We start from the raw sequence: 15,045 nt of genomic DNA on the forward strand, positions 1-15,045 counted from the left end.
TTAGTGGCATGTTGAATTCATCCCTGCTGCCGATCCGCAACGACCAGGTCGTGCTCCGAGCCATGCGCACCGATGACGCTAGTGCTTACGCTGCCGGTACCGATGATGCTGCCGTGCGGGAGTACGGGCATTTGCCTGAGTCGGAGTACACCAAGGACTCCGTGCTGGCCCTGGTGCAAGGACCGATCCGTGAAGGTCTGGATCGAGGCGACCTCGCCGTGCTGACCATCGCCGATCCATCCACGGATGACTTCGCTGGCAGTCTGGTGCTATTCGGGGCCACTCACACCTCCATTGAGGTGGGATTCTGGATACATCCCGACCGCCGCGGCGAACACCTCTCCGCAGCTGCCCTCGCGCTCGCGACCGAGTTCGTTCGAAGGAGTGGATTTACCAGCGTGACAGCTCGGACCGTCCTGGCGAACGTCGCATCCCAGCAGGTACTCGAACGCTCGGGCTACGTACGTGGTGAGCAGACGCGGGGCACTGCGCCCTCTGGTGAGAGCGCGGTCCTGCTGCATTACCGGCGTCCGGTCGAAACGACCAGCTTGTTCCCGCTCACTACCGAACGCCTTCGGCTGCGGCTGCATGAACACCAGGACGCGCAGCCGCTCCAGCGTATCTACGGTCGAGCGGATGTTACCCAGTTCTTGCTCGATGAGCCGTGGTCAGAATCAGATGCTGTTCGTTACGTCAGCGAACGAATCGTGCATGCCGGTCTCGATGACGGTGATACGAAGTTGGCGCTGGTCATCGAGCGCGATGGAGCCGTGATCGGGGATGTCGCGCTCTGGCTGACCAGTCCTGAGTATCCCGTCGCCGAGATCGGCTGGGTGCTCGACCCCGAATGTCAGGGGCAGGGGCTCGCGAGCGAGGCTGTCCGCGCCGTCCTGATGACAGCGTTCACCCACTACCGACTCCACCGTGTGGCGGCACAGATGGACGCGCGCAATGGTGCTTCGGCCAAGCTTGCGCAGCGAGTCGGTATGAAGGCTGAAGCACACTTGCGCCAGAACTGGTGGAGCAAAGGCGAGTGGACAGACACTCTCATCTATGGCGCTCTCGCTGGCGAAGTAAACGAGAGTTGATCCCCACTTAGGGAGGGGCGGAGGACTTCAGACTAAGTGCGGGGTGACGGAAGGCCGATTCGTGGATCCCCGCGACAGACTTCCACCTCTGTGCCGAGAGACCAACCAAGGCGCGTGAAGATCGCCGTCACCCGCGTAGACCTCAGGCATGCAACTGTAACGCGCTGATTCTCTCGAGGCCCGATCAACAGGGCTCATAGTTGGCGAGGCAGCGTCAGGTAGCGGCGCATCGCCTGTTCTTGTTCGCGCTCGACTTGGCGGGCCACGTGGTGCTGACGAATGGCCTTGGCGTGAGCCTCCGCCTGCCGCGCCGTCCCACGAGCCTGCTCGGCAGTGACACTCGACGAGTGTTCGACACCTGTCAACAGGGCTCCGGGAGGTGCCCGCGATGAAGCTCGGGTGGTTCCGCGAGCCCAACGGATGAGCGCGATACCGATCGACAGCGCTGCGCGGCGCGGTAGGTATGAGGTGGACATGAGCGGGTCCTCAGGGTTTGTTTTCGGGCACAGGCAATAGCTCGATGAGAAAGAGCGGAAGAGGCATTCCGTGCCGACATGAAAGGCTCCTGCACGTCCGGGACACTCCAGCTGTAGTGGGCAGTGGTAGCACTGCTTGTGCTGGGGTGCGCTCTAGAAGCGCTGGGGCATTTCCGCCGTCTTCGCGTAGTACCGGCGTGTGGTCGGAACAATCATGGCGACCACAGCGACAATCACCGCTGTGATATGGGCGATCCGGCTCCCGGTGATCACAGCAAGCTGTGCGTCCATTCCGGCGAGGAATGCCCCGAGATCCGGGTCTCTAAGCATCCACATCACAGGGTCGATGAGCAGGGACAGCATGCCGACCACCCCGAGCCCGAATAGCAGGACAAGTCGCGCTCAGTTGCGGCCGCGGGCGAAGAAAGCGATGGCGACGAGGACAGCGGCGTAGAACAGCAGGCGGATTGCGACCGCCGCGAGGCTGTTACCTAGACGATCGAGCGGCCAGAGCTGGGCGATCATCTCGACGACTCCGGTAGCAAGTGCCGTGAGCAGCGCGCCGACTGCCACTCGGTTCGCGAGGGGTGGCCCTGCGCCAAGAATCGCGTTGCTGTCTGAACTCGATTTAGCGGACGATGGTGTCATTCTCACTGTGGCACTCCTCCTGGTGGTGAACTCATTCTTCTCATTTGCTATTGCTTGCCCGTGATCCGCTTCAGTCACCTAAGTTCCGTCTGATCCACAGCTCGCAGCTACTAAGGGGACTGGAATCAGTGCTCCGGGTCGGGATATCCCAGTTGCGGGGATCTTGCCAGATATCTCGCACGATCGTGGTGGTCGTGAAGAACGTGAGTACTGCCGCTGCTTCTTCGCCACGATCCCCAAAGTCGCTTAAAACATAGGTCCACGCACTCGATACAGAGCGATCAAGACCTTTTTCATCGTTGAGTGGCAACGCATCGAGTGTTTGATGGTCATCATCGCCAGCGGAACGTGCGGTAGGCGAGGTAGGCGCAAGGGATTGTCCAGGCGATCAGGATGAGGAGCTGGACCACGGGAAAGGGCTGCCCGTACCAGGCGGCGGACAGTGACTGTGAGGCCGCGCCGAGTGGCGTGAGGCCGGCGACCTGCCGCAGCGGTTCGCTCATCAGCTGGCCGGGAGTCCAGACACCGGCGAAGAACAGCGAAGCGATGAAGACCAGCATCCCGATGCCGTTGGCGCTCTGGGCGCTCGAGGCGCGCGCAGCGATGATCGAGCCAAGTGACAGCATCGCGATGGCTGACAGGCAGAAAGTCGCGACCACGAGCAGGACGGACTGTGGGCCCTGCGCTCCGAGCAGCAGCATGGCCGCGCAGGCAGCGATGAATGCTCTGCCCACTAGCGAGACAGTGGAGACGATGAGCTGAGAGGCGAGGATTCGGTGTGGGCTGATTGGAGTGCTTCCTAGTCGGCGGATCCACCTCGTCCTGCGTCGGGCAGGCGCGGGCGCTTGCGTTCGTTCTCACCGGCGGACAGGTCGCGGACACAAGTATGCTCACCTGCGTGCTCGACGAGATTCACGTCCCCGGCCGGGCTCTGCCTCTCCGTAACCCGGTAAGGGACTTAGCGACACGACCTAGTAGCGTTTCGCCTCGACAGGTACCGGCCGCGCCGGTCCTGTTCCACAGGACTCGGACACGAGCAGCGAGCGCATCAGGGGGAGCGGGAGAGTGGGCAGGACTTCATGGACGGCCGATGAAGGGGCCGTGATCGACGTGGAGGCGCTCGCGGTGAGCGCCGCGGACCCCGTGTTCGGTCCGCTCGACGTCACCCTCGAGCCGGGTGGGACCCTCGTCGTCGTCGGCCCTGCGGGCTCCGGCAAGACCGCGCTCCTGCTGACCCTCACGGGCAGGATGCGCGCCACAGCGGGCTCCGGCACGGTGATCGGGGCGGACGTGCGCTCGGAGCACGCGCGCATCCGGTCCGAGTCATCACTGGCGTGGGTCGAGGGGATCACCGACCTCGACAAGGACTACACAGTCGAGCAGCACGTCGCGGAACGCCTGATCGGCCTCCAGCCCTGGTACCGGCCCGTCGTGGGACGCGACCGTGTGCAGCGCGCCCTCGAGACTGCGGACATCGGCAGGGACCTCCCCGCGCAGGCCTTCGTCGCCGATCTCACCCAGCTGCAGCGGTTCGAACTCGAGCTCCTGCTCGCGTGGCTGGACGGCTCCGCGATCATCGCGCTCGACAACATCGATTTCCTCCGTGAACCCGCGGACCGCCGGCACGCCTGGCGGCTGCTGCGGGAGGCTCAGGAGTCCGTCGCCCGCGCGCTGCCCGACCGTCTGCTGTCGCTGATCGTCACGTGCGAGGACGACAGCGGTCTCCCTGCCCGGGACGATGAGGACGGCATCGTCCGTGTGACCCTCCGCGGCAGCGGTCGCCTGCCCGCCGTTCCGGAGGACCCACCCACCGTTCCGGAGGACCTGCCCGCCGTTCCGGAGGACCCACCCGCTGCTCCGGAGGGCCCACCCACCGCGGAAGGTCCGCCCACCGTTCCGGAGGACCCACCCGCCGCTGCGGAGGACGAGCCTCGAGGAGGACGCCACTGATGTTCACGCTCCCCTGGCTGGAGATGTCGCGCTTCACCCGATCGACGCTGTCGAAGGCCGCCATCGTCGCGATCCTCATCGTCCCCACGCTCTACGCCGGTCTCTATCTCACCGCGAACTGGGCGCCGACGGAGAACCTCGACCGCCTCGACGCGGCAGTGGTGAACCTCGACACCGGTGCGGAATCGCCCAGCGGTGCGGGCGCAGACGACACGGAGGACGCCGATCCGGGCCGCCTCGACGTGGGCGATGAGCTCACGACGACGCTCACGGAGGACGGCGACGCCGGCTTCACCTGGGTCGAGACAGACGTGGACGACGCGGCGAGCGGGCTGGCCTCCGGTGACTACGCGGCCACCCTCATCATCCCGAGTGACTTCTCCGCGCGCATCGCCTCGACCGGTGGTGACGATCCGGAGCGGGCGGGGCTCACCCTCCAGACGAACGACGCCTACAGCTTCATCGTCGGCCAGGTCGCGAACACGATCCTGCAGAAGCTCAACACGAACCTGAACTCCGACATCACAGCGCAGTACCTCGATCAGGTGTACATCGGGTTCAACGACATCCACGGGAACATCGCCGAGGCCGCGGACGGCGCTGCCGAACTGCATGATGGGGCGCTGGAACTGGAGGAGGGGGCCGGGCAGCTGGTCGACGGCGCCGGCGAGCTGGTCGACGGGACGCAGGACCTCAAGGACGGCACGGAGCAGGCCCGGGACGGGTCGGGGGAGCTCGCGCAGGGCGCAGGCACGCTCGTCGACGGGCTGGGAGACGCGCACGATGCGAGCGGCCAGCTGGCCGACGGGGCAGAACGGGTCGCAGACGGCACCGGACAGCTCGCCGACGGTGCGGACACCGTCGTGGGTCGGGTCGACGACGTCGCCGACCGCGCGAAGGACATCCTCGACCACGCGGACTCCGGACTGTCCCGCGCCCGCGACGACCTGGACGACGCGGCGTCGGTGCGCGAAGGCATGGCGCAGGACCTCGACGAGCTCGCCGAACGCTACCCCGACGATCTGACCGTCCAGCGACTGGCGGACAGCGCCGACGGGCTGGGGGACGACCTCGAGCGGGCGGGAGAGAGGGCCGGAACCGCCGTCGACGACGCACAGGGGCTGGCGGACGATCTGCAGGACTCGATCGACGAGGCCGTCGACACAGCGCACGACGTGCGGGGCAGCGTCCATGACCTGGACGACGGTGCCCAGCAGGTCGCCGACGGCGCCGGTCAGCTGGACGACGGCCTCGGCGACCTCCTTGACGGCGGGACGGAGCTTCAGGACGGCGCGGACCGGCTCGCAGACGGAGCGATCCAGCTGGACGACGGGGCGGGCGAGCTCCTCGCGGGTGCCCGCCAGCTCGATGACGGCATGGGCGAGCTCCAGGAGGGGGCGGTCCAGCTGTCGGACGGCTCCGGTGAGCTCGCGGACGGACTCTCCTCCGGGGTGGAGCAGATCCCCACCTATGACGACGCGGACCGCGACATCCGCAGCGACGTGGCAGCCCTGCCGGTCGACGGCGAGCTCGACAAGGTGAACGAGGTGGGTCACTACGGTGAGGGCCTCGCCCCGTTCTTCCTGTCGCTGGCCCTGTGGATCGGCGGCATGATCACCTACATGGTGCTCAACGCGATCCCGCCCCGGTCACTGGCCACACCGGCGAGCTCCCGCCGGGTCGCATGGTCCGGCTTCGTGCCGGGTGCCGTGCTGGGGGTCGGCCAGGTCCTGCTGCTGTTCGGCGTCATCGCGGCCCTGCTGGGCTTCGACGCGGCGAAATGGCCGTCGACGATCGCCTACGGCATCCTCATCGCCGGGGTGTTCGCCGCGATCCACCAGGTGTGCGTGGTCTGGCTGGGAGGGGTGGGACGACTCGTCGCCCTGGTCCTCCTCATGGTCCAGCTGGCGACGGCCGGCGGCACCTACCCGGTGGAGACCGCGCCCGGGCCACTCCAGTGGCTGTCACCGATCATGCCGATGACACACGCCGTCGCCGGCCTCCGGATGCTCATCTCCGGAGGCGTGACGGGCATGTTCGCGGTGCACCTGGGGGCGCTGCTCCTCACCGGGGCACTCGCCATGGGGCTCACCATCATCGGCTGCCGCCGCAGACGCATGTTCACGATCTCCCGGCTGCACCCGACCCTGGAGCTCGCGTAGGCGGCGTCCCCGCCGCGAGCACACCTGCAGCGCCCGGTGCACTCACAGGGCCCTGCGGAGTCACAGCGCCCTGCGGTTCACACGCGGGGCGTGAACCGTCCGTCCTGCGCCATCCAGCCGCCGTCGACCAGGAGGGAGTGACCGGTCACGTACGACGAGGCGTCGGAGGCGAGGAACAGCACCGGGCCCGCGATCTCGTGGAGGACACCCCACCGGCCCAGCGTGCCCTTCTCCGCGTAGGCGTCCCACCATTCGCGGTCGGCCTTGATCTGCTCGGTGAGTGGCGTCTCGAACGGACCCGGGAGGATCGAGTTCACGCGCACGCCGGAGCCGCCCAGTTCGCTGGCGAGCGTCTTCGTCAGCTGGACGACACCCGCCTTCGCCGCGGCGTACAGGCCCTGCCCGGGTTCGATGACGAGCGCGCGGAAGCTCGCGAACGTGACGATCGAGCCGCGGCCCCGCTCCGCCATCCGCGTGCCGAAGGCCCGCATGAGCCGGTAGGTGCCCTTGAGGTTGATGTCGATGACGCGATCGAATTCGTCGTCCGTCGTCTCCGCCATCTTCTTCCGCACGTTGAAGCCGGGTGTCATGACGAGCACGTGCGCGTCGGCGAACCGCTCTGCGACGGCCTCCACGTTCTCCGTCGACGTGATGTCGAGGGCGACCGCCTCCGCGCGACCTCCGCGATCCACGATGATCCGTGAGGTCTCCTCCGCCCCGTCCGTGTTGAGGTCGGCGCAGACGACGTGCGCGCCGGCGTCCGCGAGGCCCACCGCCGTCGCGCGACCCAGGCCGGACGCGGATCCCACCACGACCGCTGTGCGGTCGGACAGGTCGAAGAGGGACGGGATGTTCGGGAGCTCTGACACGAGAGGGGCCTTTCTGGGGTGGACGCGTCCGGGGGTGTGGACACTCCGATCATCCGCCATCCTCGCCTCCGCATGCGAGAACGGTCCGCATGGCGATCCGTGCCCGCGTCCTAGGATGACCGTATGACGGTCACGGTCGAGGACATCGCGCAGAGGGCAGGAGTCTCCCTGTCGACGGTGTCGCGCGTCCTCAACGAGCGGGGTCCCGTCGCAGAGACGACGATCCGCCGGGTGCGGGCGGCGATGGACGATCTCGGCTACACCCGGTCGACCCTGCTGCGCCGCACGGAGCACCCCCTCGTCGCGGTGTGCGCCCCCGCGCGGCCCGAGCACTGGCAGCTCGATGTCCTCAACCGGGTCGACACCGCCCTCCAGCGGCACGGCATCGTCACCGCGAGCCCGTCGATCGGCGCGGACCTCTCCGAGGTCGAGGCCACGGTCGACGCCGGCGCCGCGCTGGTCCTCAGCCCCACCTTCACCCCGTTGGAGATGGGTGTGCCCGTCGTCCGGTTCGCGGGGGCCGGTCACGCGGACGACCGGCAGCCGTACCCGAACGAGTTCGTCGCCGCGCGCATCGACCTCACCGGCGGACTGTCACTCGCGTTCGACCACCTGTCCGCGATCGGGCACCGGCGGATCGGGCTGATCTGCAACGATTCCGGCATGCTCGCGGATCAGCTGCAGGCGCGGTTCCTCGTGGAGCACCCCATGGCCCGGTTCAACGACCAGATCGGGGACTGGATCGCGCCGGTCCCCAAATCGTTCTCCGGCGGCATCGATGCCGCACTGAGGCTCAAGGACCTCACCTGCACCGCCGTCATCGTCCAGTCCGGCCTGCAGCTGTACGGCGTGTTCCACGGCATCCGGCAGCGGGGGCTGGCGGTGCCGCGCGACCTGTCCGCGGTCGGTCTGGGCGATTCCCTCACGGTCCGCTTCACCCACCCACCCGCGACGGTGCTGGGCTTCGACACCGATTCCATGGCGGAAGCGCTCACCGCGGGCGCCCGCACAGCACTGGGACTGGCCGGTGACGGGCTCCCCGCCGTCCCACCCACGTTCCGGCCCATGCTGATCGCCCGCAGATCCACGACGGCGGTCCTGCGATGAGCCGGCCGACCCTGCGGCAGATCGCGGAGGCATCCGGCCTGTCGCTGTCCACTGTGTCGCGCGTGCTCCGCGACCGTCCCGAAGCCTCCGAATCGGCGCGCCGCGCAGTGTCCGTCGCACTGCGCAACCTGGGGGTGGAGCCGCCGCTCGCGGCGACGGGGACGCCGAGCGGCGCCGCCCTCATCGCCGTCGTGTCGAACACGCTGGTGGGCCCGGACGTCGACCCGTACGGGACGCTCGCGCTCGCCCTCAACCGGCGGATCTTCGCGCTGGGCGACGTCGCGGTGACGGCGGCCGCCGGTGACGGGCTGGACCCCACCTCCGCGTTCACGTCCCGGGGCGTCGCCGGGGCGATCGTGCTGGGCGGTGCGGACGCGGGCCGCGAGTCGCAGGCGCTCGCGGCAGCGGGGATCCCCGTCGTCCGCATCTCCAACGCGCCGCATTCCGGTCTGCCGCAGTTCGTGCTGGACGCGTCGAGCGGTATCGAGACGGCGGTGCGTCACCTCGCACACATGGGTCACCGCCGGATCGGGTTCGCGGTCGTCCAGAACTCCGCCGCGGAATCGCGGGCGAACGTGTTCCGCCAGGCCGTCGCCCACACCCTCCACGTGCCGGCCACCCGCGCCGAGGCCCCCGTCGAGTTCTCCCGCGAGGGCCAGCACGCGGGCGCCCACGCGGCCGAAGTGCTGCTGTCCCAGGGCATCACGGCCGCCATCAGTTCGTCACCGGCGATCACGCTGGGGTTCCTCGAGGCGACCGCACAGGCGCGGCTCCACATGCCCAAGGACCTGTCGATCCTCACCGTCGGCGATCTGCCGGACGCGGACGTCCTGGATCCACCGATGTCGCAGGTGACGTACGACTGGGCCCAGCTCGCGGAGTCGGCCGTGTCCGAACTGCGCCGGATCATCGCCCAGCGCGCCGCCGGCCAGGTCCCGGCCGCACCGGCCCACTACCGGGTCGTGCCGGAACTTGTCCTGCGCGCCTCCGTCCGTCCCGTCACCAAGCGCTGACGCACACCGCCGCGGAGGTGGGCGCTCAGCCGCGGAGGCTCGTGGCGCGTGCGTCCGCCAGTCGGGCGAGGAACGCGGACACCGCATCCGGGTCGGCGATCCGGAACGGGGCGCAGGTGTCCTGCGTGCCGACCTTGACGGGGAGGGTCACGAGGTCGTCGCGCTCGTTGAGGTAGGCGAACGCGTCCTCGTCCGTCGTGTCGTCGCCCAAGAAGACGACGGCGTCCGCACCGGTCGCCTCGATCATGCGTGCCAGTCCGTGGCCCTTCGTCTCCATCCGCACGGCGAACTCCGTCATCGCGTGCCCGGAGAAGCTGCGCAGGTGGGGCATGCGCTCCGCGACCGCGTCGAGTTCTGCGAGGAAGAACTCCGCACGGTTCGGACTGGTCCCACGGGTGTGCGCGGTGCGGCCCAGCGGCTTCCTCTCGACCCGCAGCTCACCGAACCCGTCGGCGGGAGTGCGCGAGCGGATGTCGTCGAGCGCGCCGTCGAGCGCCGCGAGCGCCTCGTCCTCCTCCTGCGTGAGGGGAGTCGAGAAGCCTGCGTCGGACGGTGAGTGCGTCGGAGCCTCGGCATCTGCCGGTGTGGCGGCCGGGGCCTCGGCGGCGGAGGGTGTGGTCACCGGGGCCTCTGCGGCGGTCCCCGACGGCGCGAGGCCGGCGCGCCCGAGCGCGGAGAAGTCCGTCTCCAGACCGTGCGAGCCGATGAAGATCGCGTTGGCCGGTGCCTTCGACAGGTCCTGCAGCACCGCCATGTTGCGGCCGGAGATGTACCCGACGGGGGTGCGGGGCAGCGCGGCGATCTGCGCGACCGCCTCCGCGGAGGCCGGCAGCGGGGTCGACGTCCGCGGATCGTCCTGCAGCGGGGCGATCACCCCGTCGAAGTCCAGCGCGACGAGCAGCGTGCGCGCGGACGTGAGGGATGTGAGGTCCAGTGCGGACTGATCGAGGACGGGAGGATGGAGGGTAGGGGTCACGGGTGGTTCTCCGGGTCAGGCGAGTGGTCGGTGTGGGGTGGGAGCGAGGGAGTGCCGGCGGTGGAGACGACGGAGGCCGACGCGTCTGTGGGGGCGGCAGCCGGTGCCTGCGTGACGATCCCGGGACTGTGCACCACTGCCGGTGCCGTGCCCCGGCGGGCGGCGGCGATCCCCCGCAGCGTGCCCAGGAAGTCCGACGACCAGCGGCGGACGTCGTCCGTGCGCAGCTTCCGGCGCATCGCGCGCATACGGCGGCGGCGCTCCGGCTCCGGCATGCGGACAGCCGTGAGGATGCGGGCCTTCAGCCCCGTGATGTCATACGGATTGACCGTCACCGCCTGCGTGAGCTGCTCCGCAGCGCCGGTGAACTCGCTGAGCACCAGCACCCCGTCATCGCCCGTCCGGCATGCCACGTACTCCTTCGCCACGAGGTTCATCCCGTCGCGCAGAGCCGTCACCAGCATGACGTCGGCCGCCAGGTAGTAGGCCGCCATCTCGTCGCGCGGATAGGAATGGTGGAAGTAGTGGACCGCCTGATGATCGAGTGTCGAGTACTCGCCGTTGATGCGGCCCACCGACTGCTCCACGTCGTCGCGGATCTGCCGGTACTGCTCGATCCGCTCGCGGCTGGGCGTGGCGATCTGGACGAGCGTCGCCTCACCCGGCGAGATGCTGCCGTCGTTGAGCAGCTCCCCGAACGCCTTGATCCGGTGCCGGATCCCCTTCGTGTAGTCCAGCCGGTCGACGCCCAGCAGCAGCACCTCCGGGTCGCCCAGCTCCGAGCGGATCTCACGAGCACGCTCGATGATCCGCTCCGACCGGGCCAGCTCGTCGAGCTGCTCCGTGTCGATCGAGATGGGGAACGCGCGGGCGTGGGCGATGTGCGATTCGCGCTCGCCGTCCGCGGTGGGAACGGTGATCGCGGTGTCCTTCGTGGGCCGCTTGAGGTTGATGCGCACCGCACGGCGGAAGTTCGCCGCGTCCGCGGGGCGCTGGAACCCGATGAGGTCCGCACCCAGCAGGCCCTCGAGGATCTGCGAGCGCCACGGCAGCTGCGCGAAGATCTCCCAGCCGGGGAACGGGATGTGGTTGAAGAACCCGATCGCGAGGTCCGGGCGGGCTTCCCGCAACAGCGCCGGAACCAGCTGGAGCTGATAGTCGTGCACCCACACGGTCGCCCCGGGGGCGGCGATGCGGGCGGCCCGCTCCGCGAACCTCTCATTCACCCGCACATAGTCGTCCCACCACGTCCGGTGGTACTCCGGATGGACGATGAGGTCGTGGTAGAGCGGCCACAGGGTCGCGTTGGAGAACCCTTCGTAGTACCGCACGATCTCCTGAGAGCTCAGCGGCACCGGCACCAGGTGCATGTCGTCGAGGTCGAAGGGGTCGAACTCCTGGTCGGCCGCACCGGCCCAGCCCACCCACGCCCCGCGGTTGGATCGCATGACGGGGGCGACGGCCGTGACCAGCCCGCCCGGGGAGGCACGCCACGTGGGTGGCTTCGTCGAGGTGTCCCGATCGACGGGAAGCCGGTTGGCGATGACGACGAAATCGAAGGCCTCGTCGTGGGTCCCGTCGGTGGTCATGCTGTCGACTCCTCCCTCCACGCTCGCGTGGAGTGTTCTTGCCTCGGGCGGCCCGGCCGGCAGTGCGCAAGGCCGTCCCGACCCCCGGTCGGAAGGCCCGTCCGGGGACATTCAGGTCTCTCCCCTAAGCTTAGCCGCGTGGAATCGGAGGAACTGGGCGGATACCGCCTCATCGAAGAGCTCGGGTCGGGCGGCATGGGAGTCGTGTACCTGGGCATCGACGGAGGGAACAGCCCCGTCGCCGTCAAAGTCCTCCACCCGCACATCTCCAGTGACGACACCGCCCGCCGCCGCCTGGCGCGGGAGACCCGCACCCTGCGACGCATCAAGCATCCGCGGATCGCGGAAGTGCTGGACGCGGAACTCGAGGCCGACCGTCCCTTCATCATCACCGAATTCGTCGACGGCACGACACTGTCCGACGACGTCCGGGAGCACGGGCCCTTCCAGGAGGACGAGCTCGTCCACTTCGGCCACGCACTGCTGGACGCCCTCAACGCGGTGCACGACGCCGGTGTCATCCACCGCGACCTCAAGCCCGCGAACGTCATGATCATGGACGGCGAGCCGATGGTCATCGATTTCGGCATCGCCCAGGTGGCGGACGAGGTGAAGGTCACCGCGACCGGACTCGTCATGGGCACACCCGGCTACCTCAGCCCGGAGATCGCGGACGGCAAGCCCTCCAGCGAGAAGACCGACTGGTGGGGCTGGGCGGCGACCATGGTGTTCGCCGCGACGGGACGCAACCCTTTCGGCTCCGGCCCCCTCGAGGCCGTGCTGGGTCGCGTCGCGATGGGAAAGGCCGACCTCGAGGACGTGCCCCCGCGCTTCGTCCCGCTCCTGCGGGCCTGCCTGGAGCCCAAGCCGGAGCGCCGGCCGTCCGGCGCGATGATCCTCCAGGCTCTCGTCGACATCGAATCCGGGCGTGTCCCGGAACTGGGCGGCAGTGCGCACACACAGATCCCCCGCGCAGACGCGGGGGGAGCCGGCGGTGTGTACCCCGGCCAGCCGCGCGCGCACCACGGTCCCGCGCAGACGGCGGTGGGACTGCCGGCCGTCGCCCAGCAGCACGGCGGTCTGCAGGGCTCGGCCGGACCCCACGGTGGGCCGGGGGCGGCGGCCGCTGCGGCCTCGGCGCCGGCGATGGCACCACCCCCGGCCGCGGCAGGAAGCCCGCCAGGCGCATACCCGCAGCAGCCCGGCGAACGCCCCTACGGTGCGCTCACGCTCGACGAAGCGGAGCGCCAGCGGCGCGGCGCCTCACCGAACGCCTACGCGGGAGCCTCCTACGCGGACGGCCCCTACGCCCCCGGCCAGCACGGGCATCCGGGTCAGCCGGGACAGAACGGGCAGATGCAGCCCTACGGGTACGCAGGCCCGGTCGCCGACCCCGGGTACTCCCCGTACGCCGCCCAGGGCAGGCGGCTGCCGGGTGCCCCGTGGCTGTTGCTCGCCCTCAACCTCTTCGCGATCGTCTTCACCGCGCTGGGACCGTTCGTCGTGGCGGCTCTCATGCTCGTGTGGCAGGTGCTCGCCCGCACGTCCGGTCGGCTGCACTCCGCGCGCAGGCGCAGATTCGTCGAGTACGGGCCCCAGGCCGCCACCGCCTGGTCCGCCGCTGCCCGTGCGCCCGGATCCGCGCTCGCCTCCGTCTTCACCACCCTCTTCAGCCTCATCCTGCCGACGGTCGCCGCGCTGGCCGCCGCGGTGCTCGCCTGGCTGGACGTCGTCGGCATCGTTCCCGCGGGACGCAACGAGGAGTGGAGCCTGTGGAGCGCGGCGCTGGTGTTCGGCGTCGTCCTGTGGCTGGGCCCCGGATCGCAGAACCTGCGGCTGGGATCACGCGTCCTCGTCTCACCCCTGGCGCGCAGTGGGCGGGCGGAAGCGGTCTGGGCGATCTCGCTCACCGTGCTGGCCGCACTCGCGTTCACGACCGTGCTGGGCGGGGCATCAGCCGTGTGGTGGCCGCTGTCGGAGAACCCCTTCGACATCCTCCCGGAGCCCGGAGTGTGACCGGGGCGCTGTAACCTCGAACCGTAAAGATTCAATCATCAACAATCGTGAGGGACCATGGCGAAACACCCGTCAGCCAACGACCGGCGCGCGAACGCGAGGGCGCAGGCACGACAGATCGCTGCCGCACAGGCGAAGAAGGAGAAGACGGTCAAGACCGTGCTCTACACGGGCATCGCCGTGGTCGTCGTCGCCGTCATCGCGGTCGTCGGCACTCTCGTGTGGCAGTCCTCGCGTCCTGTGACACCCCCGCAGAACATGGTGTCCGGCACGGTCGCGTTCGCTGCGGGTGACGACGGACTCCAGGCCGTCCAGCCGCAGGGCGAGGAGGAGGACGCAGACGTCTCCGCGCTGCCGACCGCAGCCGAGGCAGGCGCGGACGACGGTGCCGCCGTCGTCAAGGTCTACCTCGACTTCCAGTGCCCCGGATGCAAGGCGTTCGAGGACACGAACGGTGACACGCTCACCCGCCTGGCGGAGGAGGGGTCGATCATCTTCGAGTACGAGCCGGTCGCGATCCTCGACCGCATGTCCGGCGGGAACGAGTACTCGACCCGGTCGTCCAACATGATCTCCTGCATCGCGGACTCCGGGCAGACGGACCTCATCCCCGACGTGAGCCTCGCACTCTTCGCCCAGCAGCCGGGTGAAGGCGAGACGGGCATGGAGGACGACCAGCTCCTGTCGATCGCGGAATCCGCCGGGGTCGACCTCGACGCCGCCGTGAACGTCGAGGACTCCGCCACGGTGCGTGACTGCGTCACGAACGTCGGGTTCGACCGATACGTCGAGAGCAGCACCCAGGACGCGCTCAACGACGAAGGGCTGGAAGGCACTCCGCACATCACGATCGACGGGGAGCCGTACACGGGCGAGTGGTCGGACCGCGAGGCATTCGCCGCCGACCTCATCCGCGCCTCCAGCCAGGGCTGAGGCCGTGTCGCGGCGGCCCCGCCGATGCATTAGACTGGGTCGCCGTATGCCTCCTTAGCTCAGCTGGCCAGAGCATCTGTCTTGTAAACAGAGGGTCGCCGGTTCGAATCCGGCAGGGGGCTCCAGCGAAAGGCCCCTCACCCGCATCCGTGCAGGTGAGGGGCCTTTCCTCTGCCCGAATCCTCCCGTCCCACCCGCAGCGCCGCATCGTGCACACA

Annotated in this window: 13 protein-coding genes and 1 tRNA gene; 8 read left to right on the top strand and 6 right to left on the bottom strand. The window is 69.0% G+C overall.

Annotated features, from left to right (window positions below; translation table 11 throughout):
• Positions 1–8: 8 nt before the first annotated feature.
• Positions 9–1,088, top strand: coding sequence for a GNAT family N-acetyltransferase (locus JFC09_RS11095; protein ID WP_198394101.1), 1,080 nt, complete (start codon positions 9–11; stop codon positions 1,086–1,088).
• Between the two features lie 629 nt (positions 1,089–1,717).
• On the opposite strand, the gene JFC09_RS11100 is transcribed toward JFC09_RS11095, so the two are convergent.
• The 3 genes from JFC09_RS11100 to JFC09_RS11110 all read right to left on the bottom strand — a co-directional run bounded on the left by JFC09_RS11100 (position 1,718) and on the right by JFC09_RS11110 (position 3,024).
• Positions 1,718–1,927 carry a hypothetical protein gene (locus JFC09_RS11100; protein WP_198394102.1) on the bottom strand — a complete coding sequence of 70 codons (210 nt, stop codon included), beginning with the start codon at positions 1,925–1,927 and terminating at the stop codon, positions 1,718–1,720.
• 39 nt (positions 1,928–1,966) lie between these two features.
• A complete protein-coding gene (locus JFC09_RS11105) occupies positions 1,967–2,212 on the bottom strand; it encodes a hypothetical protein (RefSeq protein WP_198394103.1) in 246 nt (81 codons plus the stop codon).
• A 332-nt stretch (positions 2,213–2,544) separates the two neighbouring features.
• The gene (locus JFC09_RS11110; RefSeq protein WP_198394319.1) at positions 2,545–3,024 is read right to left on the bottom strand and encodes an ABC transporter permease; all 480 of its coding nucleotides are present in this window, start codon (positions 3,022–3,024) and stop codon (positions 2,545–2,547) included.
• Positions 3,025–3,277: 253 nt separating this feature from the next.
• Between JFC09_RS11110 and JFC09_RS11115 the strand changes: the two genes are divergently transcribed.
• Together JFC09_RS11115 and JFC09_RS11120 are read left to right on the top strand one after the other, a co-directional pair.
• On the top strand, positions 3,278–4,162 hold the full coding sequence (locus JFC09_RS11115) for an ATP-binding cassette domain-containing protein (protein ID WP_198394104.1): 885 nt from the start codon (positions 3,278–3,280) through the stop codon (positions 4,160–4,162).
• A complete protein-coding gene (locus JFC09_RS11120; RefSeq protein WP_198394105.1) occupies positions 4,162–6,324 on the top strand; it encodes a YhgE/Pip domain-containing protein in 2,163 nt (720 codons plus the stop codon). The genes JFC09_RS11115 and JFC09_RS11120 overlap by 1 nt, the downstream gene beginning before the upstream one ends.
• A 77-nt stretch (positions 6,325–6,401) precedes the next feature.
• On the opposite strand, the gene JFC09_RS11125 is transcribed toward JFC09_RS11120, so the two are convergent.
• Entirely contained in the window at positions 6,402–7,193 is a 792-nt protein-coding gene (locus JFC09_RS11125) for an SDR family NAD(P)-dependent oxidoreductase (protein ID WP_198394106.1), read from the bottom strand.
• Positions 7,194–7,316: 123 nt separating this feature from the next.
• Here JFC09_RS11125 and JFC09_RS11130 point away from each other — a divergent pair, with 123 nt between their 5' ends.
• Positions 7,317–8,300, top strand: coding sequence for a LacI family DNA-binding transcriptional regulator (locus JFC09_RS11130; protein ID WP_198394107.1), 984 nt, complete (start codon positions 7,317–7,319; stop codon positions 8,298–8,300).
• A complete protein-coding gene (locus JFC09_RS11135; protein WP_198394108.1) occupies positions 8,297–9,313 on the top strand; it encodes a LacI family DNA-binding transcriptional regulator in 1,017 nt (338 codons plus the stop codon). The genes JFC09_RS11130 and JFC09_RS11135 overlap by 4 nt, the downstream gene beginning before the upstream one ends.
• Before the next feature lie 25 nt (positions 9,314–9,338).
• Here the strand turns inward: JFC09_RS11135 and JFC09_RS11140 are convergent, their stop codons facing one another.
• Complete coding sequence (locus JFC09_RS11140) at positions 9,339–10,289, bottom strand: trehalose-phosphatase (RefSeq protein WP_198394109.1); 951 nt, start codon at positions 10,287–10,289, stop codon at positions 9,339–9,341.
• Positions 10,286–11,878, bottom strand: coding sequence for an alpha,alpha-trehalose-phosphate synthase (UDP-forming) (locus JFC09_RS11145; protein ID WP_198394110.1), 1,593 nt, complete (start codon positions 11,876–11,878; stop codon positions 10,286–10,288). The genes JFC09_RS11140 and JFC09_RS11145 overlap by 4 nt, the downstream gene beginning before the upstream one ends.
• 138 nt (positions 11,879–12,016) lie before the next feature.
• Here JFC09_RS11145 and JFC09_RS11150 point away from each other — a divergent pair, with 138 nt between their 5' ends.
• The 3 genes from JFC09_RS11150 to JFC09_RS11160 all read left to right on the top strand — a co-directional run bounded on the left by JFC09_RS11150 (position 12,017) and on the right by JFC09_RS11160 (position 14,952).
• Positions 12,017–13,894 carry a serine/threonine-protein kinase gene (locus JFC09_RS11150; protein WP_198394111.1) on the top strand — a complete coding sequence of 626 codons (1,878 nt, stop codon included), beginning with the start codon at positions 12,017–12,019 and terminating at the stop codon, positions 13,892–13,894.
• 57 nt (positions 13,895–13,951) lie between these two features.
• Positions 13,952–14,827: a DsbA family protein gene (locus JFC09_RS11155; protein ID WP_198394112.1), complete on the top strand. Its 876-nt coding sequence runs from the start codon at positions 13,952–13,954 to the stop codon at positions 14,825–14,827.
• A 48-nt stretch (positions 14,828–14,875) separates the two neighbouring features.
• Positions 14,876–14,952 (top strand) — tRNA-Thr (locus JFC09_RS11160).
• Positions 14,953–15,045: the final 93 nt, after the last annotated feature.

Source organism: Brevibacterium yomogidense (assembly GCF_016107685.1).
Taxonomy (GTDB): Bacteria; Actinomycetota; Actinomycetes; order Actinomycetales; family Brevibacteriaceae; genus Brevibacterium; species Brevibacterium yomogidense.